Raw genomic sequence first — 25,274 nt, 5'->3', positions numbered from 1 at the left:
CACTTCAACCGGATAACTCACTCTTGTCCTCATAGAAAAAACACCTCCAAGTCTAATTTCGGATAACAATCATCCGTTTTCAAACTTGAAGGTGTTTTTATTTGTCTCATCTTATGGGGTCAGTCCCATACGCGGGCGCTTTTTTGTTATTCAGATTTTTCGCCTTTCAGCAGACACATAAATACAATAATCAGGATAAAAGCAATCAGGGCCAGGAATGGAATGGTAATAAAACCAAACCAGTTAATATATTGGCCTGAGCACGGCACACCGCTTACACACGGCTTAATACCGGTAAAGCCGGGCACTTTTTGCTCTAAGTAGTGCATGATCGAAATAAATGCTCCGATAATCGCCATCGGGAGCACATATTTTTTCACGCGTGTATCCCCTTGAAAGGTGGCAATGCCTAAAATCAGAACGAGCGGATACATGAGGATACGCTGGTACCAGCACAGTTCACATGGAATGAACTTTCTGATTTCACTGAAATACAGGCTGCCCAGCATAGCGACAAGAGCCACAACCCAGGAAGCATATAAAAATACAATTCTATTTTTCATATGATTACTTCCCTTTCAGCTCTTTTTCTATCGTTTCTTTGATTTCATTATAATCCGCAAAATTTTTGATCACTTTATCATTTACGTAAATCGTCGGTGTTGCGTTTACGTTCATTTTTTGATTAAGGTCTGAGTCCTTTTCCACTTGAGAAGCAAATGTTTCCTTATCAAGATTGTCCTTGAGCGTCTCAGGTTTTACCTTTGTGGTGCTTTTGGCAAGATCACCGAGAACGGCTGGGGTTACCCATTCCTGTTCTGTGTCCGGCTGTTTTTCGAACAGCTTTTCATGGAATGCCCAGAAAGAGTCAGGATCTTCTTTCCATACTTCTTCTGATGCAAGAGCCGCTAATCTCGAACCTTTTCCATGGAACATGACGTTCACGAAGGAAAATTTCACGTCGCCCTTATCAATAAAGTCTTTTTGTATTTTTGGAAAGATGTCACTGTTAAACACCTTGCAAGACGGACATTTGTAATCTCCGAATTCTACTACAGTTACCGGCGCATCATCCTTGCCAAGCACAGGCTGGCCTTTGATAGACGGCTGTCCGGAAACCGCTTCATTGCCTTGTTCCGTTTTGTTATTAATGATGACAATGGCTGCTAGCAAGACAACAACCACTACCGTAAGGATGACCGCGAATTTCGCAGAAGACTGCTGTTTCTTTTTCACTCCGACACCTCATCGTTTTAAAATTAAAAAAAGAAGCGGATCGCAATAGACCCACTTCTTTATTTTAACAAGACAAGTGCCTATAAGAAAACCCCGAAAAAATGAATTCTCTCCGACAATTTATCTGTTTTCGAGACGCATGACGCGCATCGCGTTTGCCACAGCGAGCAGTGTAACGCCGACATCTGAGAAAACCGCTTCCCACATGGTTGCAATTCCAAATGCTCCAAGAATGAGAAAGATCGCTTTCACACCTAAAGCAAAGCCGATGTTTTGCCACACGATTCGCCGTGTCCGTTTCGCAATCCGAATCGCTTCTGCTATTTTTGACGGCTGATCTGTCATCAGCACGACGTCTGCGGCTTCTACCGCGGCGTCTGAGCCAAGGCCGCCCATGGCCGCTCCGATATCTGCGCGCGCAAGCACCGGTGTATCATTGATGCCGTCACCAACAAAAATGAGTTTTTCATTTGGCGAAAGCTTGGCTTCTAATGCTTCGACCCGTGCGACTTTATCCTGCGGCAGCAGCTCCGCATATACCTCGTCGATGCCAAGCTGTTTTCCGACGGCTTCTCCCGTTTGTTTCGAATCACCTGTCAGCATAACTGTCTGTTTGATTCCAAACGATTTCAGATCAGCAATCGCCTGTGCTGCATCTTCTTTTACTTCATCCGCTATGATGATTGCTCCGGCATAGCGTTGATCAACAGCAATGTGTACGATTGTTCCGGCATATTCATCCGGGACGCTCTCAATCTGTTCTCTTTCCATGAGCTTTTTATTTCCAGCAAGGATTTCTGTTCCATTTACTTTTGCAAAAATGCCGTGGCCGGATATTTCCTCATATGACTCTATTGCGTCAGAGGAGAGCATTTTCCCGTAAGCTTTACGCACAGATTCGGCAATCGGATGCTGGGAATGAAGCTCAGCATATGCCGCCGCTTCAAGTAAACTTTCCTTTGTAAATCCTTCAGCAGGTTTGATTTCTGTCACTTCAAAGCTGCCTTTTGTTAATGTTCCTGTTTTATCAAACACAGCGTATTTGACTTGATTCAAGGCTTCTAAATAATTGCTTCCCTTCACAAGTACTCCCGCCTTTGAGGCTGCTCCGATTCCGCCGAAGAAACCAAGAGGAATAGAGACAACAAGCGCACATGGACAAGAAATCACTAAGAAAATAAGTGCGCGGTACACCCAATCAGAAAGTACGGCGCCAGGAAGAACAAGCGGCGGGACAAAGGCCAGCAATACCGCGATGATTACAACAGCAGGTGTATAATACTTAGCAAACTTCGTGATAAAGCTTTCTGTCCGGGCTTTACGGCTGCTCGCATTCTGAACCAAGTCTAATATTTTTGATACTGCAGACTCTTGGTAGCCCTTTGTGACTTCAATATGCAGAACGCCGTTTTGATTGATGAAGCCTGACATCACATCTTGTCCTTCTGCAGCTTTTCTCGGAACGGACTCACCTGTCAAAGCAGACGTATCAACCATCGCTGATCCCTGCACGACCTTACCGTCAAGGGGTATGCTTTCTCCCGGATTGACTACAATGATGTCTCCTGTTTTTACGTCCTCCGGAGAAACCTGTTCGATGCCGTTCTCTGTTTTGACATTGGCGTAATCAGGCCGGATGTCCATTAACGCACTGATTGATTTTCTGGACCGGCTGACAGCGGCTCCTTGAAAAAGCTCACCGATTTGATAAAACAGCATAACCGCGACGCCTTCAGGGTATTGCTGAATCAGAAAAGCGCCGATCGTGGCAAGAGCCATTAAGAAATGCTCATCAAATACCTGACCGCGGCTGATGTTTTTGACTGCACGGATGATAATGTCACCGCCAATGATCAAATAGGCAGCGAGAAAAAGGAAAAATTCGATTGTTTCGGGATGAACCAAATATGCCGCTGCCCCGAGAATGACAGCCGCTGCCATTCTGATCAGCATATTGATCATTCGATTACGATAGCCGTCATCAGCTGATTTCTTTTTATGCTTTTGACGAACCGTTACATGCGGATCGATTGATTTTACTTTTTTCTCCACTTTATTGGTGACCCATTGCTCTTCTTTCCCATCGGCTGAGACAGTTAAGGTGCTTGCCGCAAAATTTACCGCGCATCCGTCAATGCCTTTTATGCCTTTGACTCCATTTTCGATTTTTTGAGCACAATTGCTGCAATCCAAACCGTCCAGAACGTATTCCTGTTTCACTAGTCTCACCTTACCTTCCGATTTAGGGTTCCCTCTTCAAAGCGTATCAATGAGTGTTGGTATTGTTTTTATATATGAGCACATACTCATATATTGCTTACATCTATTATATGTCGTTTTCCAAGAAAGTGTCAATGTAAAACAAAAACCGGCATATAGCCGGTTTTTATTTTACTTTCTGCAGACGCAGCGCATTCAGAACAACGGAAACGGAACTGAACGCCATTGCTGCTCCCGCTATCCATGGCGCTAAAAATCCGAGCGCCGCGATTGGGATGCCGAGGCTGTTATAGCCAAGCGCCCAGAATAAGTTTTGTTTAATGTTTTTCATTGTCAGTCTGCTCATGCGGATTGCGTCGGCAATGCTGTTCAGGTCGCCGCGAATCAACGTAATGTCTGCTGTTTCCATAGCAATGTCCGTGCCTGTTCCAATCGCCATGCCGATATCGGCAGTGGCAAGCGCCGGCGCATCGTTAATTCCATCGCCTACCATGGCCGTCTGGCGGCCTTCTTTTTGCAAGCGGGAAATTTCTGCTGCCTTTTGTTCAGGAAGGACTTCCGCAATGACACTCGTAATCCCCGCTTCCCTGGCGATGGCTTCAGCGGTTCTGCGGTTGTCTCCTGTCATCATGATGACATCCAGGCCCAACTCTTTCAGACGGGCTACTGCCGCCCGTGACGTGTCTTTTATCGTATCGGCAACCGCTACAAGGCCCGCGGCTTCACCATCAATGGAGACAAGCATAACTGTTTTCCCTTCTGCCTCAAGTTCTTCCATTTGGGCGAGAAGGGCTCCATACTCAACCTGTTCGCTCTCCATTAACTTTCTTGTGCCAATGAGAATGGTTTTTCCTCCGGCTTCAGCCAAAATGCCTGCGCCGATTTTTGCTTCAAAGCGGGTCATCTTCGGTATCTCAAGCCCTTTTTCTTTCACGCCGGCAACAATCGCTTCACCGAGCGGATGCTCCGATCCCAATTCAGCTGCCGCCGCAAATTGAAGCAGATCTGTTTCTTCAAAACGGCCGAACGGAATGGCATCTGTCAGTCGCGGCTTCCCGTTTGTCACAGTTCCGGTTTTATCGAGAACAATCGTATCGAGATGATGTGCTTTTTCTAAATGCTCGCCGCCCTTAAAAAGGATCCCGAATTCAGCAGCGCGCCCAGATCCAGCCATAATGCTCGTCGGAGTGGCAAGGCCCAAGGCGCACGGGCAGGCAATGACGAGAACGGCAATAAACTTACTGATCGCTTCGGCAAAATCGCCGGGAGCCGCCCAAAGATACCAAATGAGGAAAGTGAGAACGGCAATCCCCAATACGATGGGTACAAATATGCCGGAAATCTGATCAGCGAGACGCTGGATCGGCGCTTTTGATCCTTGTGCTTCCTCGACAATTTTGATGATATGAGAAAGTGCCGTATCCTTTCCAACGTTGACAGCTTTGATTTTCAGGAAGCCGTTTGAGTTGACGGTTGCACCTGTCACGCTGTCACCTGGATTTTTGTCAACAGGAAGACTTTCTCCTGTAATCATCGATTCATCTACTGCCGAGCGGCCTTCAACTACTTCTCCGTCGACAGGAATTCGTTCGCCCGGTTTGACGTAAACAATGTCATTGACAAGCACTTCATCAATTGGAATGATTTGCTCCTGTCCGTCTCTTACGACAGTCGCTGTTTTCGCTTGAAGCTTCATCAACTTTTTAATGGCATCCGAAGAACGGCCCTTTGCTTTTGTTTCAAACAGCTTGCCTAATAAAATCAACGTCAGCAAAATTGCGCTTGTTTCATAGTAAAGACCATCTGTATGCCCATGGGAACCAACGCTTTGAATCGTAAGATAAAGACTGTAAGCGTAAGCAGCCGACGTTCCAAGCGCAACCAATACATCCATATTGGCGCTCTTATTTCTGAGCGCCTTATACGCCCCCGCATAAAACGGCCATCCGATCAGAAACTGGACTGGTGTCGCCAGCGCAAACTGCATCCACGGATTGAGGAAAATATCCGGCACCCAAATGAACGATGTAAACGTAAAATGGCTCACCATCGCCCAAAGCAATGGGAATGACAGAACCGCTGAAAAAATCAGTCTCGCCGTTTGCTTCCGTTCTTCTTTCTTTTTAGAAGCTGCTGCTTCACGTTCCTCATCGCCCTTGGGCTGAAGCTTATATCCCAGCTTATCTACCACTTCTTTGAAATCGGTGACAGACGTTTCTTTTGGATTGTACTCGATTGTAACGGTTTCTAGAGCGAAGTTTACAGGAGCATTGGTGACGCCTTCTATTTTGTTAAGCCGCTTTTCAATCCGATTTGCGCAGGCCGCACAGGTCATGCCTTCAATATCGAATTCAGCTTTTTCTGTTATAACGTGATAGCCCAGCTTTTCAATTTTTTCCTGAATCGCTGCAGCCCCTGTTTCAGCAGGATCGAAGATGACATTTGACGTTTCGGTTGCCAGATTGACATTGGCATCTGTGACACCCGGCATCCGCTTGAGGCCTTTTTCAATTCTGGATGCACATGCCGCACAGGTCATCCCAGATACCTGCATCGCGATTTCCTTTTGTTCACTCAACATACTCACTCCTTTATATACACCCGGGGGGTATATAAAAATGAAAGAAATATCGCGCCTTCATAAAGGCGCGATACCTTGAATCAATCGGCTACATCATAGCCTTGATCTTCTATCGCATCCGTAATGTCTTTGACTGATACTTTGTCAGCATCAAACGAAACATCGACTTTTCCCGCTTCTAGGTTGACATGAACAGCACTGACGCCATCCAGTTCTCCCACGCTCGTTTCCACTGCTTTGACGCAGTGCTGACAAGACATTCCTTCAACTTGCAATGTTTTTTGTTCCATATGAATTCCTCCTGTTTATTCTTTCTGTTTTCATCCTACCATACCCCCGTAGGGTATTACAATAAAAAAAGACTTTATGATTTTGTGAACTTTTTAAATACGTCCAAAAGCTCAGAAATGGCCTGTTCCCCGTCTCCACTTTTGATTGCATCTGCTACACAATGATGGGCGTGGTCCTCAAGCAAGTGAAGCGCCACATTTTTCATTGCCGCCTGAACAGCCGAAATCTGCACAAGAATATCTACACAATATCTATCGTTTTCCACCATATTTTGAATGCCTCTGACTTGGCCCTCTATCCGCTTCAGCCGGTTTGTGATTTGATCCTTTTCTTTCGAGCTTTTATGGTTTAATGCTTTATGTTCGTTATGTTTCTCCATACGTACACCTCTGTTCCTTATATTAATTCCCATTATACTGATTGTCCAAACTGTTGTCTAAGCATGCCGCGGCAAAAAATGAATCAGTTAGGTTTTACCATTTAATCAGGAGGGTATATACTTCTTGTGAAAACGCTTTTAAAGGGGAGAAGAAAAGTGGATACGATAAAGGTTGGAATATTAGGATACGGACTTTCTGGTTCTGTGTTTCACGCACCGCTGCTTGCTGTTCTGGATGAGTATCACATCAGCAAAGTCATGACATCGCGGACAGAAGAAGTGAAACGGGATTTCCCGGATGCTGAAGTTGTGCATGAGCTTGAGGAAATCACAAATGACCCGGCCATTGAGCTTGTCATTATCACCACCCCGAGCGGCCTTCATTACGAGCATGCTATGGCATGCATACAGGCCGGAAAACATGTTGTGATGGAAAAACCGATGACAGCAACGACCGAAGAGGGGGAGAAATTAAAGAAGGCTGCTGATGAAAAAGGTGTATTGTTAAGCGTATATCATAACCGACGCTGGGATAACGACTTTTTAACGATTAAAAAGCTGATCGCTGACGGATCGCTTGAAGATATCAATACATATCAAGTCTCCTATGACCGCTACAGACCTGAGGTTCAAGCACGGTGGCGGGAAAAAGAAGGCGTTGCCACTGGTACACTGTATGATCTCGGCTCCCACGTCATTGACCAAGCCCTGCATTTGTTCGGGATGCCTAAAGCCGTTACTGCAAACGTGATGGCCCAGCGTGAAAATGCCGAAACAGTTGACTATTTTCATTTAACTCTAGATTATGGCAAGCTCCAAGCCATTCTATACGGAGGATCGATCGTTCCGGCAAACGGCCCTCGTTATCAAATCCACGGACAGCATTCCAGTTTTATAAAATACGGAATCGACGGACAGGAAGACGCACTCAGAGCGGGAAGAAAACCGGAGGATGACAGCTGGGGCGCGGATGATCCGGAGTATTATGGACAGCTGACAACCGTTCATGGCACGGACAAAAAAACAGAAACCATCCCATCAGTAAATGGCTCCTACCTTACCTATTACCGCAAAATAGCGGAAAGCATACGGGAAGGCGCAGCGCTGCCAGTCACCGCTGAGGAAGGTATTGATGTCATCCGCATCATTGAAGCCGCGATGAAAAGCAGTGAAGAGAAACGAACCATTATGCTGGAGCACTAAATAAAAGCCCCCCCATTAATTAGGGGAGGCTTTTTCATTAAAATGTTTTTCCTGCTTCTTTCGCACGCGCAATCGCGTCTTCTTTAATTTGCTGTGCTTTATCAGGCTCCGCATTATGTCCCTCTACGAAAATGCCCTCGAAGGATGGTACACCGAAGAAGTTCATCATGATGCCGATGTAGCGGTGGCCCATTTCCATTTCAGCCGCAGGACCCTCTGAATAGTAGCCGCCGCGTGCTTGGATATGAATCGCTTTTTTATCAGTTAACAATCCGACAGGTCCTTGTTCAGTGTATTTGAATGATTTTCCTGCAACTGCAACAGAATCAAGATACGCTTTCATTACTGGCGGGAATGAGAAATTCCATAAAGGAGTAACGAATACGTACTTATCGGCAGATACAAATTGATCGCTAAGCTCTCCCAGACGGCCGACTTTTGCTTTTTCGCTTTCAGAAAGCTCTTCAAAGCCTGTTCCTGATTGAAGCTTGCCCCAGCCGCTGAATACATCTGCGTCAATGTGCGGGATGTCTTCATTGTACAAATCAATATGTACAACTTCATCATTTGGATTCGCTTCTTTGTAAGATTCAATGAATACTTTACCTGTTGCCATACTGTAAGAAGTTGCTTCATCATGCGGGTGAGCAGTGATATACAATACTTTTGCCATTTTAACCAGCCCTTTCGTTTTTAAAAATCACACATCAATTATTATCATACAGATGCACTGCCATTATTCTTTCTCTCTTACGCTTTATTATAGAGACAACAAAAATTACTTTCAAGTAAAATATCTCGAATTAAAGATTATTTAACTCTTCCAAACTGTTCACTTTTCAAAAGCGGTCCGCAAGCCGGAATACAGTGCGGAGAGCTCCTTGCTGATCCGCGGATAATAAGGAACATTCGGTACTTGTATGTCCGCCGGCATCCTTTTCATCAAAGCGGATTGTTCAGCCTGTTCAAAAAATGCCCTTAGCTGCTTCATCTCTTCTTCAGAAAACGGAGCAGGCGGTCGATGATGGGCTTGTGCCGAGAGCAAATAATACCCTAAGTGCTGAGCACCGGAAATGGCAGGCCAAAGCGCATCCGCATGAGTATTGGGAAATTCCCCAAGTGCCTTGTCATACGCATCCCGAAGCCTGACCAGGCTCACCCTTAACTTGTGTTCATCTGCTTTCTGCCCGGTTAACAGTTTCTCCATAAACAGCCCTTCCATCCGGATTACGTCCCGCATCAGTTCAGGCAGCCGCTTCGTTGAAAACCGCCTCCACAAAAGCATCGTTCCCAATAGTCCGATCACGCTGCCAACAGCTACATCCGTCAGCCTCGCTATCATAAAATAACCGACGTCCGCGCCGCCATGCATGCTTTCTGTAATGACAAGCGCATTTGCGGTCAAAAAAGGCACGGCCAGCGCATAATTGCGGACAATCAGCATCTCAAGAAGACATTGCAGCGCTGCAATACATAACGCAATATAAACACCGCCCGGTTTAACAAACAGGATTGCGCCTGCCAGCCCCACACCGATCACAGTTCCGGCCGAACGCTGAATGGCCCTGTGAAGCGTAAAGACAACAGTAGTGCCAAGCATGACCGCTGCTGCCGAAAGCGGAATCCAATAGGAGCGTGCAAAACCGAATGTAAGGGCAAACATATCGGCGGCAAACAGCACAATCCCGTACTTTAACGACCGTATCAAAACGGGAGACTGCCAGTCAAAGGCATTTCTCAAAAAGTAGAAAGAGGATGGCAGGCGGCTCGGTTCCCCGTCCAGCTGCTTATCAAACCGCCCTAAAGCGATATGCAAAGCCTCATTGATTTCTCCAAACAGCTTCCGGCTTGGCTCTGATTCATTCTCGTTAATCTGAAATGCACTGGAAACACGGGCATGCCCAAACATATCTCCGGTTTGGCGGAGTGCCTTTTCAATCTGTGCCTTCTCTCCGTCTGGCGTTTCAGCTGAAAAATGAATGATGGCAAGGAATATGTCGTCAGCTTTTTCGAGCAGGCGGAAAAATCGTTCATCATGCTGTGATTTTTTCCGCCTGTTCCCCTTGCCGAGAACCGTTTGACGAGCTGTTCTGAGCATGAGCACCGTCTGATGCTGCGCGTTATGAAAGCCTGACGTCCCGACGGCCGAAAGACATGCTGCCAGCTGATGGTATGTTTTTTGCAGCACTGCCTCCTCCGGTCCATGTTTGTTCCATAACCACCCGATTAAGGCGATACTCATGGCGAAAATGCCGCCGAGAAACGTCAATCCCGCTCTAAACAGCGCTTGTGAAGGGTCGGCCGGCAGCCCTGAGCTAACTAAAAAAGCAAGGACAAAAAACATCGGCGCAGGGCCTTGTATACCGAGCGCGCTAAAAATAAACATCGCCGCTGCACCGATCAGCGCCAGAACAGCCGCCATCATCCAAACCGTATCGGACAAAAGTGTGCCTAATCCAAATGAAAGGGCGATCCCAATGGAAACCAAGAGCAGCTTCAAAGCGCGCTTTTTATACGATTCACCGCCCGCATATAAATAAACAAAGCCCCCGATGCTGGCAGTTAAACCGTAATCCGTGTGACCCGCCAATGCGCCGATCAGCACAGGAAACCCCGAAGCGATGCCTGATCCGATTGCCTTTTTCCATGGAAAGGGATGTGCATGAATGCGAAAGGCATCTTTCACGATGCTTGGCATGGTTCTTTGATTGTTCTCAGCAGTCTTGTTCATATGACAAAATCCTTTTCAATGAATGTGTAGAACTCTTCCCGTTTATCCGCTATAGTATGCCCCAAAAACGTTAAAAAAGCAGAGACCGTACCGTCTCTGCCTGTCTTACATCAATTTATTCGCAATATCCTGAATTGGCTTGATCCAGTTGCTGTACGTCAGCTCGGCCGCTTTTTTTCGATCCTTCTCCTTACATGCCTGAATGATTTGTTCATGCTCTTCAATCGAATTTTGCGGCGATTTGAAAAAAAGATATTCGAGCCGAAGAATATGCATATGAAGAACAGATGTGAAATTGCGAATATATTCATTATCGGCCGCATCAATCATGACATCATGAAACGTTTTATCAAGCCCAAGCACTTCATAGATTTCATTTCGGTCAATAGCCGCCTTCATTTGCTGATTGATCGCCGCCATCTCCTCCAAGTGGGATGACTGAATGTTTTCAATAGCTAGTTCGGCAGCGGTGGATTGCAGAGCCGCCATTGGCGGATACACCTTGAAAACATCGTTTTTTTCAATTTGTGAAATTCTTGTTTCTTTCCCCGGTGACATTTCAACAAAGCCTTGTACTGCCAATAATTGCAGAGCTTCTCTGACTGGCGTTCTGCTGACGCCAAGCGCTTTCGCTAACTCGTCGTCATTGATTTTTTCTCCAGGAGCAAGAATGCCTTCCACGATCCATTTTTGAATTTGTTCCAATGCAATCGTTTTAGCTGTCTGCCTGACAGGCTTCGGGGTATTTGACGGGATTGGCATAAAAGCATCACCTCTGAATATTGGTTTGTTTTCTTAACGTCGCCGATTTGCCGGCACTCTTCTTTTGCGATAAAACAAAAATCATTACCAAAATACATGCTGCTCCTGCCGCTTGATATAATCCAAAGGACACACCGAGCCACAGAATGGAGGATGCCACTGCCGCAACCGGCTCAGAGCACCCAAGCATGCTCGCTTCTTGCGGAAATAAGTATTTCAAGCTTGTCAAATACATATAAAAACCCAATAGCGTTCCGAAAATGACAATAAAACCGACTGATACGTTCTCAGAAATCGTCCATCCCTGTACATCAACGTCCCATGGGGGATGGATAAAGCTCATGCCAATGCCTCCGATCAGCATTCCCCAGCCAATCACGAGAGCAGATCCCCATTTTTTCAAGAGAGAACTGGAGTACAGCGTATAAAAGGCAAGAGCCGCAGCAGAAAGCAAGCCCCATATGACAGACAAAGGCGAGACAGTTAAATTATTAATACTTCCATTGGTCAGCAATAAAAAAGTGCCTCCCATAGCCAGCACAAGTGCGCAAATATCTGCAGACTGAAAGGAATTCTTCCGTGTCACAAGCATAAACAGCACAATCATAACGGGTGCCAAGTACTGAAGAAGCGTAGCTACAGCTGCATTTCCAGTTCCGATTGAAGCTAAAAATGTATACTGAACGCCCAGCATGCCGACAATCCCGAAAACAATCAGCTGGATAGCCGATTTTTGATCTTTCCATATCTCCCACACAGCACGTCTGTTTTTACCGGCAGATATGATCATCAGCAAAAGCAAGCCAGATAAAAGCAAACGCACGGTGACAAGCCACTCTACCGACACATCACTTGTTTCAAACAAATGCTGGGCAACAGTTCCCGATAATCCCCAAAAAGCAGCTCCAACAATGACCATAAAAAATCCGTACATCCGTTGTTTTTGAGTCGCCAACGTACATCCTCCTGACAGGTAATATGCAATATATTACATATTATATCGTTTCATTTTTCAGAAAACAAAGGTTTTTTACAAACATAAAAACAGTGCCTGTCAGCACTGCTTTGTTGCATTACTCTCCTTTAAGAGAAGATGAATAAAAAATAAAGGATAAATTAACAGATATCCGTTAAACAGCCACCAAACAAGATCAAAGTCCCTGCTGAATGTCCAGAATGAAATCGCCTGAAGGCCTGAACAACAGGTCAGCACAAGTGAAATCAGCGCCATCAGCTTCCAGTCAGCACGATTCACCCGATGTAAGTACAAGCTGTACAACCCTGTTAAAGAGATTATCCAGCGGGAAAAAAGACCAGTTCCAGGCGATCATAAACGGATGGTCATGGTGTTTAAAAGCCCAGCTTTCCGGTATCAGTGAAAACCCGGCTGACAGCCAGTACAAGATAAAACCGATATCAGTCACGAGAAAAAACAGTTTCATATATCTCATTTGTACTGCCCGCTTTTATGTACCGGCTCAGACACCGCAGCATGCTCGATCAGATTTAAAGACACAACACCGGCAATAATCAATCCAATTGAAATGAGTTTCATGACACTAACATGTTCTTGAAAAAACAAAAAACCAACGACTGTAATCAGGACAATTCCCATCCCTGACCATACAGCATAAGCAACAGATACATCAATGGATTTTAGTGTAAGCGTCAGAAAGAAAAGACTGCCGCCATAAAAGAAAATCAACAGCACGCTGGGAGTAAGCTTTGTAAAACCTGACGATAGCTTCATGCTGACCGTCCCGGCAACTTCAAACAGAATCGCTAAGCATAGAAACACCCAATTCACGTCGCATCAACCTCCTCATCAGCTGTTATGCCGTTAAACAATACATCTACAATTGATTCAAGAACCTCTCCTGTCGTGAATTGATGTTTGAGCGGATATTCAGGGTCATACACTTGGTTGATGCTTCCTATATACATATGAACAAACAAGTCCGGGTTGATGTTTCTGATTCTTTTTTGCTGTTTGCACTCGTTTAATAACTCTAGGACAACCGTCCATTCTTCCTTAATAAACGTATCTAATGTAAGCCACGCTTCGTAATGGTATTTCTTCAGTTCACTTAATAATCCCATGTTCAGAAGTTCCATTCCCTGCGGAAGACCGATCAGCATTTTTTTCACTTTTTCAAGCACATCTAAACTTTCATTCTCATAAATGTCTCTTTCCATTTGCTTCATCTCTGCGATAAATTGCTCGACAACCGCTTCCGCAAGTTTGTCTTTTGATGAATAATGCGCATAGAGCGTCCGCTTGCTCGTTCCCAGCGCTGCCGCCAAATCATTCATCGTAAATGAAAATCCTTTCTGCCTGATCAGCCGGATGGTTTCCTCAAGAATTCTTTTTTCCAAATCAATCCCCTCGCTTCCGGTACTAAAAAAACTATGTTGGTACCAAAATTATACGACAGCAATTTATGGAAATCAACATCATATAAAAAAACCTCCCAAAAGGAGAGGTTTAAAAGACACTGCGGACCAAACCGCCGTCCGCCCGAAGTGCCGCGCCATTGATCGCAGAGGAAAGCGGACTACTTAAAAATGTAACGAAGTGGGCGATTTCTTCCGGACGGATCAGTCTTTGAATAATGGATGTCGGCCGGTTTTCTTTCATAAAACGTGCCTCAGCTTCTTGAACAGTCAGGTTTTCACCAGGATAAAGCGAATTCAGCATTGTTTCCACACCCTCTGTTAAGGTAGAGCCCGGCATGACGGTGTTGACCGTGACATTCGTGCCGGTTGCCAGCTCCGCCAAACTGCGGGAAATGGACAGCTGCATCGTTTTTGTCGCACTGTAATGGGCCATTTCCTGTGACGGCATAATCGCCGCTTCACTGGCAATGAAAATCACACGCCCTTCTTTTTTCTCTATCATGTTGTGCAAATATTTGCGTGTCAGCCTTACCCCGCTCATAATGTTCACTTCAAAAAAACGAAACCATTCATCATCAGGAATATCAAAGTACTCCGCCGGTTCAAAAATCCCTAAATTGTTGACCAAAATATCAACCTCTGGATATGCCTGAAACAGCTCATTACAGCCTTCTTCTGTTCCCAAATCATATGCAGCCGGATAAAGAACCGCTTCAGAATGTTGTGTTTTCAATTCTTCTATCGTCTGATTCACTATCTCTTCCCGGCGTCCGTTAATAATCACTGCCGCGCCTTCTTCAGCTAACGAAGAGGCAATGGCTTTCCCGATCCCCGATGTCGAACCGGTCACCAGTGCGGTTTTTCCTTGTAAATTCAGCTTCATTCTTCATCCCTCCGTTTTTGATTCCTCTTATTTATTGACAGAAATCTGATTGGTCTAAACATCTGCTCTGGAATCAGTATGAAACAGCTGGGATTGAAATGGAAGTACGCACTTTTTGGTGCCTGTGATCTGGAGAAAAAATAAAGCAGAACCCCTTAAGAGGTTCTGCTTTATTGTCAGTATGTATGGAGACGGTGGGAGTCTATTACCTTGGTATGGTTATGTTTTAAAAGTGTTACAAAACGCTGATATATAAGCCTTTTCGGTATGTTGAAAAATGATCGTTAAAACTATTTTTTTATGTTTTTGTTACCAAAATGTTACCGCAACTAGCTAGTCAGTTATAATAGATTCAATAACAAAAAGGGTGATGCGTATGAACATTAATAAAATTAGATCAGCTCTTTATAAATCGGCTAAAATTCTAGGTGACGTAAATGCAGCTAAGAACGGTACACTCGGAAAACGGCTTGCTCGCCGTGCCGCAGGAAAGGCGACGAATAAACTTATGAGAAGCTTGTTCAAATAAACTCTGCAGCATTTCATTATGAAAGGGGATTGAAAAAATGGAGAATATTAAATTTGATCCGCCTGTTGGTATGGATGCAATTAGGTAGGCGTGACACGGATGACCATGACAGATTTCGAACGCAAGTTATATCAGATTTTTGTTAACATGCGGCTTTACGGAAAGAATCCGACTCTTCCAGAACTGAAAAGAAAGACTGGGAAAAGCGAACAAGAAATACGAGAGGCCACAAAAAGCCTGATCCGCAAAGGCGCTGTTTCATGGGATAAGGAAAAGAAAATATGGATTATTTAAAAAAGCCCAACTCATATATGAGTTGGGCTTATTTTTATGAGGATAATTTTTTATCTTTCCTCAATAGGATTGTGTTTTGTTGCTTTCAACCCTGTTATCACTTTTTTGATGATCCTTAGTAATACATAAACAATCAGAACGGCAATTAAATAATTAACAACATTAAACTCTGTCTTTATGAATTCTGTTGGAGTAAATAACAGAAACCTATTTCCTACAAACCCATCATAGCTACGATAAATCACAAATTGAATAGGGAAACCGAGAGCATACCCCAATTCTGAAACCTTCTCATAGGGTATTACAAAAATCGAAATAAGTGGAACCAGAAAGCTTATCAAACCTAACTTGTATTTTTTCAATCGGTTTTTCATGCAATCACTCCCTTCCCCTTATATGTTACCCGGCAATTATAACATATCCAAATAAATAAACTTATTGAAAAATATAAATATTTTGGTTTTTTATGGATTTTAGGACTTTCATATGTTTTAATTGGTTTGTAAGAACTAAATTGAATGGAGGTTGAAAGTATGAAAAGGATTTTAGTCTTAGTCATTGCCCTTGGCTTGGCTTTGGTTCCTTTTGCTTCAGCCAACGCAGAATCCACAACAAAAGAGATTGCTGAAACAAAGAACCAAGTGGAAGAGTTACAAAAGGACCTTGGTTTTGAATTAGTGGATGTCTCAAGTGAAGAATTTTCAATTGCATCTAAAAAGGATTTTTTGAAGTTTGACTCAGTTCAGGATTTTGAAGAGTTTATTAAAGATGCTCAACAACCACAAGAGTTTGAAGAGACTATTAATGTTAGTGAAGGTACTCCCCTAATAAAACCACAAATAAATGACTCACATGTTATCAATTGGTGGGCGCCTTTTACAGGTTGGGGTATGACAGGGATGGCTTGCTGGAAAAATATCGCGTTTAATTACCAATATAAGTTTGTAAATAAGAAGCCTCAGTTCACCAAAGTGTCAGGTATTAACTCTTATGTTACTGGCCTTAACGTAGCTTGGTGGAAACAAACTGGAAAGAGCTATAACATTACTAAAACCAAAACAACTAATGATACTGCAAAAATTAAGGTTGTAGGGGCTATGGTTCTCGGTGTAGACATTAAAGGATTTACGATTGGAGCTAAAATCGGACAAACTTGGAACGGTAGTTTGCGTTTATATTAAAAGCAAAAAGGGGTTATGATACCCCTTTTTATTTTATTCTCTTTACGTAATTAAGTGCATAGTCAAAATGCTTTTTATTTCAATTTCCTTTCAATTTTCGCTTTAGTCTTAGGCCCATAAATGCCGTCAGCAGTCAGGCCATTTACTGATTGGAACCGCTTGACTGCATTTGCTGTTTTCGGACCATACACGCCGTCAATGCCGTTATTCTTCGCCCCTTTGTCCGGGTAGAAATATAGAGACGCCAGAGCATTTTGAACTTGTCTTACCTTCGTTCCTTTCGTCAACGGACTTGTCACTTTAATAACTCCGGAAGGCAGAGCATATGACGTTTTTTCACTGTTTGATTTAGTGCTGGAATTGCTTGATCCTTCAAGCTTTATCTTTTGGCCAACTGTGATTTTATTCGGGTCTTTTATGTTATTCCAGCTCTGAAGGTTCGCCACACTCACCCCGTGCTCTTTTGCAATTGCGGAAAGAGTATCACCTTTTTTGACTATGTAAGTGCCCCCAGAAGCTTTAGGCGCAGAAGATGACGGTTTAGAAGTTGTTTTCCCGCCCAGAGCCTTCAATTCTGCTTCAATGGCAGCCTTAACCTCGTCCCATCTTCCCTCTGACAAAATACGGTGCGGACAATACTTGCCGTTCCAATCCTGATGCTTACGGACACGATCGATTCCCCAGCCACGCTCTTTAAGCAGCTGCGCCACAAATTTGATTGCCAGTTTTTCTGCAGCCTTATATTTAGCGCCTCCTGACTCGCTGTAGCAGATTTCAACACCGATAGATTTACGGTTCCCGGTGCCGTTTGTGCCGTCTCCTGTATGCCATGCGTTACGATTTAACGGTAACCCTTGAATAACCTCTTTGTCATCAACGGCAAAGTGGAAACTTGTTGAACTGGTGTTTCCAATCATGTAACTGATCTCATTGGCAGCTGACGCATCGTTTGCTGTATTGTGGATGGTGATGTATTCAGCGTCCATATAGTTCGGGCATTTCAAAGCGTATTTCGCTTCTGATACAATATTCTTTTTCACTTTGATTGTCATAAGTGTTCTCTCCTTTATTTTTGATATAGAAAAAGCCGCCGGGTTACCCAGCAGCCTGTTCATCTTTTTCATTTGTTTGTTCGTTGTCATTTTCAATTACGTGAAGCCGGTCAGTAATGGCAGCCGGAATCTTAACGCCGATCTGTGCAAGGTTCTCCGTAATGGAAAGCCCCTCATTGGCGATATAAAAAAGAACGGTTCCAAATGTCAGGACACCGTTCAGATTGAGGATTGTATCTACGATATTTGCTACAATGACCACCAAAAAACTGAGCATCTTACGCACATAACCGAACCATGCGCTACGGCTGCGGAGCTTTTTGAATTTCCAAGCCTTGATTACGCCCGTTATTACATCGAGAATACTGAGAACTAGTAGTAAATCAAGGTACTTCACACCCCCAAACAGGTATACTCTCGCTAAATCCAACGTTTCGAAATTAATAAACACCGTTGTCTCCTCCATTTCTTGTTATCACCTCCTTAGAGGCAAAAATAAAAACGCCTATTAAGCGTTTATTCTTCTTTATTCAGCCCCAGCAGGTTCGCTAGTTTCCCCAGAAGGGGCGTCGCTGGGAGTCGGGTAATCCTTTCCGGTAATTTCTTTGTATTGAATATCTGTGATCTTGCCTAATTCTACGTATTTAGCAACATCTTCGTCGTTGTAAGCTTTCCAGCTGTAGCAGTATTGAATACATTTGAACCATTCCATTTACAACACTCCTTTTTCAGTCAAAGACATTAATAGACTCGCTATTGTTTCGGCTTGCTCTTGCGATTGTTTTTGCGTTTCCGCCAGCTGCATGAGCAGCAAGGCGTTTTGTTCTTTTAATTGGCTTACCGGTGACACTTCGGATGCCCCAACATTTAAAATTGCCTCAATCTCTTCTGGTGTTGCTGATTCAACCCATTCTTGCTTTTCCGGGTCGAATTGTGGCTCGAAAAAAGAAGGATCGTCTGGCGGTGGAACTGCTGTACAATCTGACGGAATAACATAGTCACCCATGTCATCTGTCTCATAAATCACAACCGGCTCAATAAATCTAAAATCTTCACCATATCTATAAACCTGTAGCATTCTTATCCTCCTTAGTTTAAAGCGACAACGGCATCCATGTAGTAACCCGTCACATTGCTGTCATTGTTTGAGTGAATACCGGTCAGCTTCATATCTCCACTCGCATTAATAAATAACTTACTATACCCCGTAGTACCAGAAACCGGGACCATTACGGCCGCACCGTTTGCCGGTAATCTGTCAGATGGAATTGTTCCGCAAACTACTTCTCGAGTAGCTGTAATATGTCCGCGTAGAAGAAGTAAATTGCCCCACTTTACATACTGAAACGCTCTGTCACCGGTAGCTGCGCCGTTTTTAAGCGTGACGTTTTGCCATGTTACATTTTCAAAATCAGCACTTGAAGTGAGCCGTTTCCACCCCTGCCATCCGACAGTGTTACCATCCCAATAATTCGTAAAGACATTATTTCTGTAGTCCATCGCATAAACCCAGCCATAGTTGCCTTTACCGTCAGATGATTGGCTTGTCATTTGAAAAAACCCTCTTGTAGAGGCGGTAGAAGGAGAATTTACTGCTTTTCCATTTGCATAAAAGGTGCCCATACTTCTACCTCTATTTACAATTGCCTGAAGCATGTCTTCCCCTTCGTTCACTGCAAAAGCTACACCCCCATCATCATTTGTGATTTTCGTTAATTGGCCGCCGTTCCATTTATCTCTCTCATTTTGTGAGATATGGCGAATAGCATTGTAGTTATGTGCGTTAAATTCAGCTAAAGAGGCTTGTTGCACATTATCGACTTTATCCAAGCCGACTTGCGCTTTCGTAACGCCGTGTGGGTTGTCCTTTCTATTTGCGTGAGCATCGACTTTCTTTTGAGCACCAACAGTACTTTCTAATTCAACCCATGCCGTCCATGTTATAGAATCGTTTTTTCTCAGTCTAAAAAGCACTTGTTCACCCTTATATCCATCATAAGCAATTTGGACAAGGGTGTTTTTTGAGCTCATCACGAGGAGAAAGGCATAGGGCAGCCCGGGACCATTTAGCCCTTTGTTGTATATTAAATACATTCCTGTATCAGTTATTTCGTTATAATCTGTGGCTTCTGTTGCACTTTTATAAATGATTCTCCCATCATCTTGAGTAATTTTGTGCATTTGTGCCCCGTTCCATTTTGACCTTTCAGCTGTCGAAATGTGCTTAATAGCATCCGATACATGCAGGTCAAAATCTTGTTTAGGAGCTTGCTGCACATTGTCTACATTCCCCAATCCTACTTGGCTTTTTGTAACGCCGTGAGGGTTGGCTTTGTCGCTTGTATGAGTGTCTAAATTTGACTGGACAGCATCGGCTTTTTCCTGTGCGCCGGCCTTTGTCTCAACATTATCCAAGTCTTTAAATTTCTCTTGAAGGTCAGCAACAATTGTCTCAACAGACTGCTTTAAGTCCTCAAAGTCATCAATATAATACTCAGCACTTGGCGCAATATCTGAGTCGATTAAATCCTTATTGATTTCAAAAGTAAACTTAATGATTCCCAGCGATTGTTTATTGTTGTAATAGAGATTGAGAGACGCCTGAACCCTGCCGTAATGCTTAATCTCATCACTTGTCAAAACGTATTCAGCCTTGCCGTTTTGCTTATCGACAATCGTTATATTTTTGATAAACTTACTCCCATCGGCCATTAACATGACAAGCTTTCCGGTAACTGCGGACAAAGGTAAAGGGACGCCATTTTTGAACAAATGAAAGCTCAATTTGGCCGTCCCTATGTCTTGTGTGCTGAAATTAATGTTTGTGGTTCTGAAAGCGCCGGTGCTAGTGCCAACATTGGCACTAATCGCAGCATCTTTATAGATCATGTTTTCCCTCCTTAATTTAATGGGAAGTTAATATTGACGTAAGTGTAAGTGACGTTGTCGACACTGTGGACCATAAACCCCAATGCCGCCACTTCTCCATTGCTTCGAACAGTTATTTTTCTATCGCCCGTCGTTCCCCCGACCTGACAACCTTCAAACCAGCTTTTAAGAGGTCTTGCTCCTGCCGGCAGAATGGCGAACACAACACCGTCTTTTTCCGGGATTTTCACTCTTCCACGAATATGAACAATGCCGCCATTTATGGCATACTGCAGTTTGTTGCTTGTATCCGGGTTAGAAGCTCCGTTTTTCAGGGGAAGGTCTATCCATTCCTTTTGTTGGCTCGACATTAACTCAGTCCATTCCCCGGCAACACCCTCACCAGTAACAACACGAGTAAAGATTTTAATTGACCGGCCCGTTGAGTTCCGTGTGAGAGTTTGGATAACAGACCCGGAGCCGTCAGCCGGTGCATTTTGAAGCCACCAACCCGCGTCTCCGCCATCTGGATGATCCGTCATCTTGTTTGCTTCCGCTGTTTTCATGTAATAATAGCCAACTTTTCGATAGTCTTTGAGCTTTGTTAGTCCATCAGGCAGACTTTTTGCAGAGCCGTTGTTTTTGGTCAAAGAATAGCCTTGGAATCCTTGTGATAAGTCTGCCGCGAATGTGGCCGCGTTATCTTTTGAGTGATAGGCGTAAACTTTCGCAAGACGTTTGCCAACTGTACCGGTCGCAATGGCTGCGAAAAGTGATTTCTTCCCGGTCACGGGGTCCGTATACAGAAAGACAGATTCCGGTTCACGAAAATCCCCCTCGTATTTCCCATCAGGTCCTCGGCCAAAATCGCACGTAATCCGCTTTTTGAGCTTCCCATCTTTAAAACTGAACAAAGACAATTCTGCCGGATAGGTGACGCTGTTTGTATCTCCTGTGTACCAATACAAGTCGTAATTATCTATTGTGAATCCTTGCAGATAGTGAAGGTCATGCGGTATTTCCACAGTCCCGAGAACGTTATTGACGCCCCGTTTTACTTCTGACAATTTCCGCAACTCAACAACGCTGTCATCATTGCTGCCTTTAATACGAAAAGCAATCAAACCGTTTTTCTGATCAATTACAGGAGTCACATAAGCGTCTGTGAATTTGCTATAACGCGTAATTCCACCGTTACCGCCGTTTAATGTCGCGCCGGCTGTATATGGGAATCTGACAAGGTCATTCCCAATTGTGCTGCCGTTCGCATCTACCACATTATAATTAGACCATATATAAACCTGACCGTTTTCTCTCTCAAGCCCAATTGTGGTACCGTGCCCGCCATGAATTAATTTCATGCTATCAAGCATTACGCCGTTTTTATTCATCCTGGTAATGACATAGCTTTCACTCGCGTCTGTGGTTCCGGTAGCAACCTGTGTCGCGTATATCTCGCCCGTTTCCTCATCAATTACAAAGCACTGCAGCACGGTCCTATCGGCAAGATTTAAACTTGTATGATAGACAGCTGGGACAGTTGTATAATCAAACTCATATTCTTTTTGAATGGCTGCGCTCAACTGATCAATGGCTTTTTCATCCTCCACTAGCCGGGCGTTTGCCGATCCAAAAAGCTTTCCTTTGTGATTGACCCGCATGTCCAAAACTTCTTTAATATTGGTCCCGTCAGATTCGGTCATCATGTTATCCCAGCGCGTCTTTAACGTTTCTATCTCTGTAGAAACAGAAAGACCGCCATGATCAATTTGACTTGATTTATGGGCGGTCAGTGCGTTTTTATGTGCATTGAGTCTGCTGTAATTTTCATTGATTGCTAGCTCTGAAAGCCTCGCATTTTCATTAAGGGTATCCACTAGGCCGGAGGCGGGGTCTAATGTATGATTTTTATCTAAATAAATCGCCACTCATCTCACTCCTCCATGAATCCGTTAATCAAAACCGTTACTTTAGAGTTTTCGGGTAATGTATCCGGATTGATTTGCTTTCCATTTTGATAAAAAGTCACGATAAATTGATCCGCCGTTCTCCCGTCATAATCCACGGCCACGGCGATTCCGTTTTGTTTCAATAGCGAAGAAGGCTCAGACGACACATATTTGATATTGATTTCATTATCCGTATTGAGCACAATCTCTTTTTCTAATGTGGTACTAAACCCACCGCCAGACGGTACAGACCATATCCCACTCACGTATTGAAGCGTGTAAGGGAAAGTTTGAGGGTAATCACTTTGCTGGCTGTTTATAATTGCTTGCTGCAGCTCATTTTTCATCGCTGAAATCTGTGCAGCATATTCATTTTTAATGGCCCGTAATGACCGTTCTGTCTCCTTGGCGCGCTGTCTCTCTTCTGCAATTCGATCCTCGGGGGTTTTTCTCCCGCCGTTAATCGTCAGGCTTGGTGGTTTTGTTAAATCGTTCGGATCGTACGATATGCCTGTAATTCTTATTGAATCTTCAAAGGTAACACCGTTCAAAGCAGTCTCAGCAAAAACCTCTATTGTATCGCCTTTTTCTACTGGCTCCTCAATTTCAAGAAGCTCAAAAACCTCATGGTAATTGACTGAATAGCTTGTTTCGGCGTAAGGATTTACCTTTGTTTTCAACACCTTGATCATGTCTGATTCCTTTGTGATGGAATCGTCTGTGTAATCAGGAGCCCATGAAGGCTTCCCCTCGATCAAATACTTTTTTTCATCGGGGTGAATGTAAACAACCGGAGGGAAAACGTATTCCTCATTTTCATTCTTGAATGAACGATAGATTGTAAGAATATTCCCGCGTAACAGGTACATGACCGGCGTTGCGCCTTTTGCTCCCTTGGTGTTAGGGTTGTTACTGTCTTTCCCTTTGAACGTCGCTACAACTTTATGAGTCTTGCTATCTAAACCACGAATAACATCGAATGTTTTTTCTTTAGGATCAGAATCGCTATAGGCCGAGATTGTTTTGGTTTGGTCATCTATTTTAAATTCCCATTTACCGCCGAGTTTAGAGACAAGTGTTTTGAATTTGAATCCTGTCCCTGTAAACGAAAATGTAAAGGTAGCGCCTATTTTCTTAGTGAAATCGGCTTTCAAAGATGAATCATAAGACCACTCGCCCGTTTTTGAATCGTAGGAAATGGACTGATCACTAAGAATGTCTTTTTCATCTTTCTTCTTGCCATAGCCTTTTATTCGGGTATAGGTGTTATCCTCTGAGGTTGTGATTTGCAAGGACGTCAGATTGACACCTGAGTGTAGCTTTTTCTTTAATTTCTTGCCGATTCTTGAATATACGTAAATCGTTGTGTTATCAACATCTAATTCAACTGAATAAGTTGAGATAATATCGTTCATCAGTTCCAAAGCGTATTTATTTCCAAAGCCCTCAAGTTTTTGAGGAGAAATGTTTTTTGCATCTTTCATAATGACATAGGTGAATCCGCTGCCGCTCAAAGCAAATTTAAAAGCATCATCAAGCGACTTTGTACCGCTAATCGATCCGCTTCTGTAATGCTTCCCCAGCATAAAGACATAGATATGGGTTGCTGTTATGTCCTTTGCCAGCTGCTCGCCTTCCTGTCTGATAGTCGGAGAATTAATAAAGTACCGTTGGCTCTTGTGCTTGATTTCATCAACGAGTATAAAGTTTCTCCCCACCAATGCGTTGAAAGGAATCACATTGTTTTGAGTAAGAGTAATAGAAAACGTCAGGTCCTTTGTACCGTCGATACTATCCGTCAATACCGCGTCCACATCAGGAATTAAGTACGGTGTATTGTTCATCTTGTCCAAAACATACATAACACTCAAAAGGATCACCCCCTATTTATAATAAAAGTGTGTCAGAAACTTAATTTCGCTGTATGTCGCATTAATGATCTTGAATTTATTTTTACCGGGCGCCAGAGGCGGGAAACAGGCCCCTTTTGTTGTGACAATCGTTGATCCATTTACTGTATAATGCTTACGCAAATTCAGCTTGTTTTCTTTCGACTGTCTGCCTACCAATGTGTAGCTTTTCCCGGTCGTTTCGTTCAAAATTTCAATGTCTTTGCCTTCAAAATACATCTCGACGTCATACTTATGATCAATCGGGGACACTTCCGCATCTCCCAAGTTATAGACTTCAAAACGATTTGTATTTTTGAATGAGTAAACAGGGTTTTCAACTTTCCCCATATTCATTCCAAGACTCCATTTGCCAATTTTAAAAGGTACTGAGGTATCATAAAGCGATTCTGCAAGCCCTTGAATATCAGTAAGCGTAATGTCTTGCTCTTTCCACGTTTTATTAGAGTCTTGTTCCAAAGAAAAGCCGTCATCACCCGTAACAAGCCATCTTTTGTTAGGTTGATACGTGTAACCGATATAAAAAGGGTCTTCGCTTGTGAAAAGTCTGGACAGATCATCCCTGATCAAATGAAAATGCTGTGAGTTACGGGCATTGATAAGCAGTTTCACCACAACTTTACGCTCAACATATCGCCCCTTATTGCCTTTTCTCGGCATCAAAATCCCATTCCGTAACGGATGGGTGTTAGACGTATTTCTTTCGAATCTCGCTGATTCCGGCTTAAATGAAAGAAGTGAGACACCCGGAAGGCGCTCACTTATATATGTTCCATCTGGCAATATTAAGTCTAGTTCTTTCATTGTC

Annotated in this window: 26 protein-coding genes and 1 pseudogene; 4 read left to right on the top strand and 23 right to left on the bottom strand. The window is 43.7% G+C overall.

The window, feature by feature from the left end; translation table 11 throughout:
- Positions 1-146 precede the first annotated feature (146 nt).
- The 6 genes from AC0DBE_RS18020 to csoR form a co-directional block, all read right to left on the bottom strand.
- Positions 147-563 (bottom strand): disulfide oxidoreductase, encoded by a 417-nt coding sequence (locus AC0DBE_RS18020; protein WP_003235152.1) that lies wholly within the window; start codon positions 561-563, stop codon positions 147-149.
- A 4-nt stretch (positions 564-567) separates the two neighbouring features.
- A complete protein-coding gene (gene bdbD / locus AC0DBE_RS18015; protein ID WP_072565263.1) occupies positions 568-1,236 on the bottom strand; it encodes a disulfide bond formation protein BdbD in 669 nt (222 codons plus the stop codon).
- 120 nt (positions 1,237-1,356) lie between these two features.
- A complete protein-coding gene (locus tag AC0DBE_RS18010; RefSeq protein WP_472963149.1) occupies positions 1,357-3,465 on the bottom strand; it encodes a heavy metal translocating P-type ATPase in 2,109 nt (702 codons plus the stop codon).
- A gap of 157 nt (positions 3,466-3,622) precedes the next feature.
- Positions 3,623-6,034 carry a copper-exporting P-type ATPase CopA gene (gene copA, locus AC0DBE_RS18005; protein WP_472963146.1) on the bottom strand — a complete coding sequence of 804 codons (2,412 nt, stop codon included), beginning with the start codon at positions 6,032-6,034 and terminating at the stop codon, positions 3,623-3,625.
- A gap of 83 nt (positions 6,035-6,117) precedes the next feature.
- Complete coding sequence (gene copZ / locus AC0DBE_RS18000; protein ID WP_014115156.1) at positions 6,118-6,327, bottom strand: copper chaperone CopZ; 210 nt, start codon at positions 6,325-6,327, stop codon at positions 6,118-6,120.
- Positions 6,328-6,401: 74 nt separating this feature from the next.
- Positions 6,402-6,707 (bottom strand): copper-sensing transcriptional repressor CsoR, encoded by a 306-nt coding sequence (gene csoR / locus AC0DBE_RS17995; protein ID WP_014115157.1) that lies wholly within the window; start codon positions 6,705-6,707, stop codon positions 6,402-6,404.
- A gap of 126 nt (positions 6,708-6,833) precedes the next feature.
- On the opposite strand from csoR, the gene AC0DBE_RS17990 reads away from it, so the two are divergent.
- Positions 6,834-7,910, top strand: coding sequence for an oxidoreductase (locus AC0DBE_RS17990; protein ID WP_472963144.1), 1,077 nt, complete (start codon positions 6,834-6,836; stop codon positions 7,908-7,910).
- Between the two features lie 37 nt (positions 7,911-7,947).
- Here AC0DBE_RS17990 and azoRB read toward each other — a convergent pair whose 3' ends face one another.
- The 8 genes and pseudogenes from azoRB to AC0DBE_RS17950 form a co-directional block, all read right to left on the bottom strand.
- On the bottom strand, positions 7,948-8,583 hold the full coding sequence (azoRB, locus tag AC0DBE_RS17985; protein WP_472963141.1) for an FMN-dependent NADH-azoreductase AzoRB: 636 nt from the start codon (positions 8,581-8,583) through the stop codon (positions 7,948-7,950).
- A gap of 159 nt (positions 8,584-8,742) precedes the next feature.
- Positions 8,743-10,641 (bottom strand): FUSC family protein, encoded by a 1,899-nt coding sequence (locus AC0DBE_RS17980; protein WP_472963138.1) that lies wholly within the window; start codon positions 10,639-10,641, stop codon positions 8,743-8,745.
- Positions 10,642-10,746: 105 nt separating this feature from the next.
- Positions 10,747-11,403 (bottom strand): GntR family transcriptional regulator, encoded by a 657-nt coding sequence (locus AC0DBE_RS17975; protein ID WP_014115161.1) that lies wholly within the window; start codon positions 11,401-11,403, stop codon positions 10,747-10,749.
- A 7-nt stretch (positions 11,404-11,410) separates the two neighbouring features.
- Positions 11,411-12,358, bottom strand: a complete 948-nt coding sequence (locus AC0DBE_RS17970; protein ID WP_087987523.1) for an EamA family transporter — start codon at positions 12,356-12,358, stop codon at positions 11,411-11,413.
- Between the two features lie 99 nt (positions 12,359-12,457).
- Positions 12,458-12,854: pseudogene (locus tag AC0DBE_RS17965) on the bottom strand (YvaD family protein).
- Positions 12,851-13,210 (bottom strand): DMT family transporter, encoded by a 360-nt coding sequence (locus tag AC0DBE_RS17960; RefSeq protein ID WP_014115165.1) that lies wholly within the window; start codon positions 13,208-13,210, stop codon positions 12,851-12,853. The pseudogene AC0DBE_RS17965 and the gene AC0DBE_RS17960 overlap by 4 nt, the downstream one beginning before the upstream one ends.
- Positions 13,207-13,779 (bottom strand): TetR/AcrR family transcriptional regulator, encoded by a 573-nt coding sequence (locus AC0DBE_RS17955; protein WP_014115166.1) that lies wholly within the window; start codon positions 13,777-13,779, stop codon positions 13,207-13,209. Before AC0DBE_RS17955 ends, AC0DBE_RS17960 begins: the two co-directional genes overlap by 4 nt.
- A 109-nt stretch (positions 13,780-13,888) precedes the next feature.
- Positions 13,889-14,683, bottom strand: coding sequence for an SDR family NAD(P)-dependent oxidoreductase (locus tag AC0DBE_RS17950; RefSeq protein WP_372402034.1), 795 nt, complete (start codon positions 14,681-14,683; stop codon positions 13,889-13,891).
- Between the two features lie 376 nt (positions 14,684-15,059).
- Between AC0DBE_RS17950 and AC0DBE_RS17945 the strand changes: the two genes are divergently transcribed.
- Both AC0DBE_RS17945 and AC0DBE_RS17940 read left to right on the top strand, forming a co-directional pair.
- Positions 15,060-15,212 carry a hypothetical protein gene (locus AC0DBE_RS17945; protein WP_201449126.1) on the top strand — a complete coding sequence of 51 codons (153 nt, stop codon included), beginning with the start codon at positions 15,060-15,062 and terminating at the stop codon, positions 15,210-15,212.
- A gap of 105 nt (positions 15,213-15,317) precedes the next feature.
- Positions 15,318-15,506, top strand: a complete 189-nt coding sequence (locus AC0DBE_RS17940) for a hypothetical protein (RefSeq protein ID WP_472963159.1) — start codon at positions 15,318-15,320, stop codon at positions 15,504-15,506.
- A gap of 50 nt (positions 15,507-15,556) precedes the next feature.
- On the opposite strand, the gene AC0DBE_RS17935 is transcribed toward AC0DBE_RS17940, so the two are convergent.
- Positions 15,557-15,880, bottom strand: coding sequence for a hypothetical protein (locus tag AC0DBE_RS17935; protein WP_472963135.1), 324 nt, complete (start codon positions 15,878-15,880; stop codon positions 15,557-15,559).
- 159 nt (positions 15,881-16,039) lie between these two features.
- Between AC0DBE_RS17935 and AC0DBE_RS17930 the strand changes: the two genes are divergently transcribed.
- Positions 16,040-16,687, top strand: coding sequence for a hypothetical protein (locus tag AC0DBE_RS17930; protein WP_472963133.1), 648 nt, complete (start codon positions 16,040-16,042; stop codon positions 16,685-16,687).
- A gap of 74 nt (positions 16,688-16,761) precedes the next feature.
- Here the strand turns inward: AC0DBE_RS17930 and AC0DBE_RS17925 are convergent, their stop codons facing one another.
- From AC0DBE_RS17925 to AC0DBE_RS17890, 8 genes are read right to left on the bottom strand one after another with little or no spacing between them, the layout of a single operon-like run.
- Positions 16,762-17,739, bottom strand: coding sequence for an N-acetylmuramoyl-L-alanine amidase (locus AC0DBE_RS17925; RefSeq protein WP_472963130.1), 978 nt, complete (start codon positions 17,737-17,739; stop codon positions 16,762-16,764).
- Positions 17,740-17,782: 43 nt separating this feature from the next.
- The gene (locus tag AC0DBE_RS17920) at positions 17,783-18,205 is read right to left on the bottom strand and encodes a phage holin family protein (protein ID WP_041345135.1); all 423 of its coding nucleotides are present in this window, start codon (positions 18,203-18,205) and stop codon (positions 17,783-17,785) included.
- A gap of 60 nt (positions 18,206-18,265) precedes the next feature.
- The gene (locus tag AC0DBE_RS17915; protein WP_151267867.1) at positions 18,266-18,451 is read right to left on the bottom strand and encodes an XkdX family protein; all 186 of its coding nucleotides are present in this window, start codon (positions 18,449-18,451) and stop codon (positions 18,266-18,268) included.
- On the bottom strand, positions 18,452-18,817 hold the full coding sequence (locus AC0DBE_RS17910; RefSeq protein WP_213397097.1) for a hypothetical protein: 366 nt from the start codon (positions 18,815-18,817) through the stop codon (positions 18,452-18,454).
- Between the two features lie 11 nt (positions 18,818-18,828).
- Entirely contained in the window at positions 18,829-20,628 is a 1,800-nt protein-coding gene (locus AC0DBE_RS17905) for a BppU family phage baseplate upper protein (protein WP_472963126.1), read from the bottom strand.
- 11 nt (positions 20,629-20,639) lie between these two features.
- The gene (locus AC0DBE_RS17900) at positions 20,640-22,535 is read right to left on the bottom strand and encodes a phage baseplate protein (protein ID WP_052481579.1); all 1,896 of its coding nucleotides are present in this window, start codon (positions 22,533-22,535) and stop codon (positions 20,640-20,642) included.
- A gap of 5 nt (positions 22,536-22,540) precedes the next feature.
- Positions 22,541-24,418, bottom strand: a complete 1,878-nt coding sequence (locus AC0DBE_RS17895; RefSeq protein WP_472963156.1) for a phage tail protein — start codon at positions 24,416-24,418, stop codon at positions 22,541-22,543.
- Positions 24,419-24,439: 21 nt separating this feature from the next.
- The gene (locus tag AC0DBE_RS17890; protein ID WP_472963123.1) at positions 24,440-25,270 is read right to left on the bottom strand and encodes a phage tail domain-containing protein; all 831 of its coding nucleotides are present in this window, start codon (positions 25,268-25,270) and stop codon (positions 24,440-24,442) included.
- Positions 25,271-25,274: the final 4 nt, after the last annotated feature.

The organism is Bacillus sp. VA15, assembly GCF_055721145.1.
This window is presented reverse-complemented; position numbering and strand designations above follow the sequence as displayed.

Bases quoted from the DNA above. Each gene is read 5' to 3' on its own strand.
- AC0DBE_RS18020 (WP_003235152.1), bottom strand. From the start codon at position 563: ATGAAAAATAGAATTGTATTTTTATATGCTTCCTGGGTTGTGGCTCTT.
- copZ (WP_014115156.1), bottom strand. From the start codon at position 6,327: ATGGAACAAAAAACATTGCAAGTTGAAGGAATGTCTTGTCAGCACTGC.
- csoR (WP_014115157.1), bottom strand. From the start codon at position 6,707: ATGGAGAAACATAACGAACATAAAGCATTAAACCATAAAAGCTCGAAA.
- azoRB (WP_472963141.1), bottom strand. From the start codon at position 8,583: ATGGCAAAAGTATTGTATATCACTGCTCACCCGCATGATGAAGCAACT.
- AC0DBE_RS17980 (WP_472963138.1), bottom strand. From the start codon at position 10,641: ATGAACAAGACTGCTGAGAACAATCAAAGAACCATGCCAAGCATCGTG.
- AC0DBE_RS17975 (WP_014115161.1), bottom strand. From the start codon at position 11,403: ATGCCAATCCCGTCAAATACCCCGAAGCCTGTCAGGCAGACAGCTAAA.
- AC0DBE_RS17950 (WP_372402034.1), bottom strand. From the start codon at position 14,683: ATGAAGCTGAATTTACAAGGAAAAACCGCACTGGTGACCGGTTCGACA.
- AC0DBE_RS17945 (WP_201449126.1), top strand. From the start codon at position 15,060: ATGAACATTAATAAAATTAGATCAGCTCTTTATAAATCGGCTAAAATT.
- AC0DBE_RS17940 (WP_472963159.1), top strand. From the start codon at position 15,318: ATGACAGATTTCGAACGCAAGTTATATCAGATTTTTGTTAACATGCGG.
- AC0DBE_RS17935 (WP_472963135.1), bottom strand. From the start codon at position 15,880: ATGAAAAACCGATTGAAAAAATACAAGTTAGGTTTGATAAGCTTTCTG.
- AC0DBE_RS17930 (WP_472963133.1), top strand. From the start codon at position 16,040: ATGAAAAGGATTTTAGTCTTAGTCATTGCCCTTGGCTTGGCTTTGGTT.
- AC0DBE_RS17925 (WP_472963130.1), bottom strand. From the start codon at position 17,739: ATGACAATCAAAGTGAAAAAGAATATTGTATCAGAAGCGAAATACGCT.
- AC0DBE_RS17920 (WP_041345135.1), bottom strand. From the start codon at position 18,205: ATGGAGGAGACAACGGTGTTTATTAATTTCGAAACGTTGGATTTAGCG.
- AC0DBE_RS17915 (WP_151267867.1), bottom strand. From the start codon at position 18,451: ATGGAATGGTTCAAATGTATTCAATACTGCTACAGCTGGAAAGCTTAC.
- AC0DBE_RS17910 (WP_213397097.1), bottom strand. From the start codon at position 18,817: ATGCTACAGGTTTATAGATATGGTGAAGATTTTAGATTTATTGAGCCG.
- AC0DBE_RS17905 (WP_472963126.1), bottom strand. From the start codon at position 20,628: ATGATCTATAAAGATGCTGCGATTAGTGCCAATGTTGGCACTAGCACC.
- AC0DBE_RS17895 (WP_472963156.1), bottom strand. From the start codon at position 24,418: ATGTATGTTTTGGACAAGATGAACAATACACCGTACTTAATTCCTGAT.
- AC0DBE_RS17890 (WP_472963123.1), bottom strand. From the start codon at position 25,270: ATGAAAGAACTAGACTTAATATTGCCAGATGGAACATATATAAGTGAG.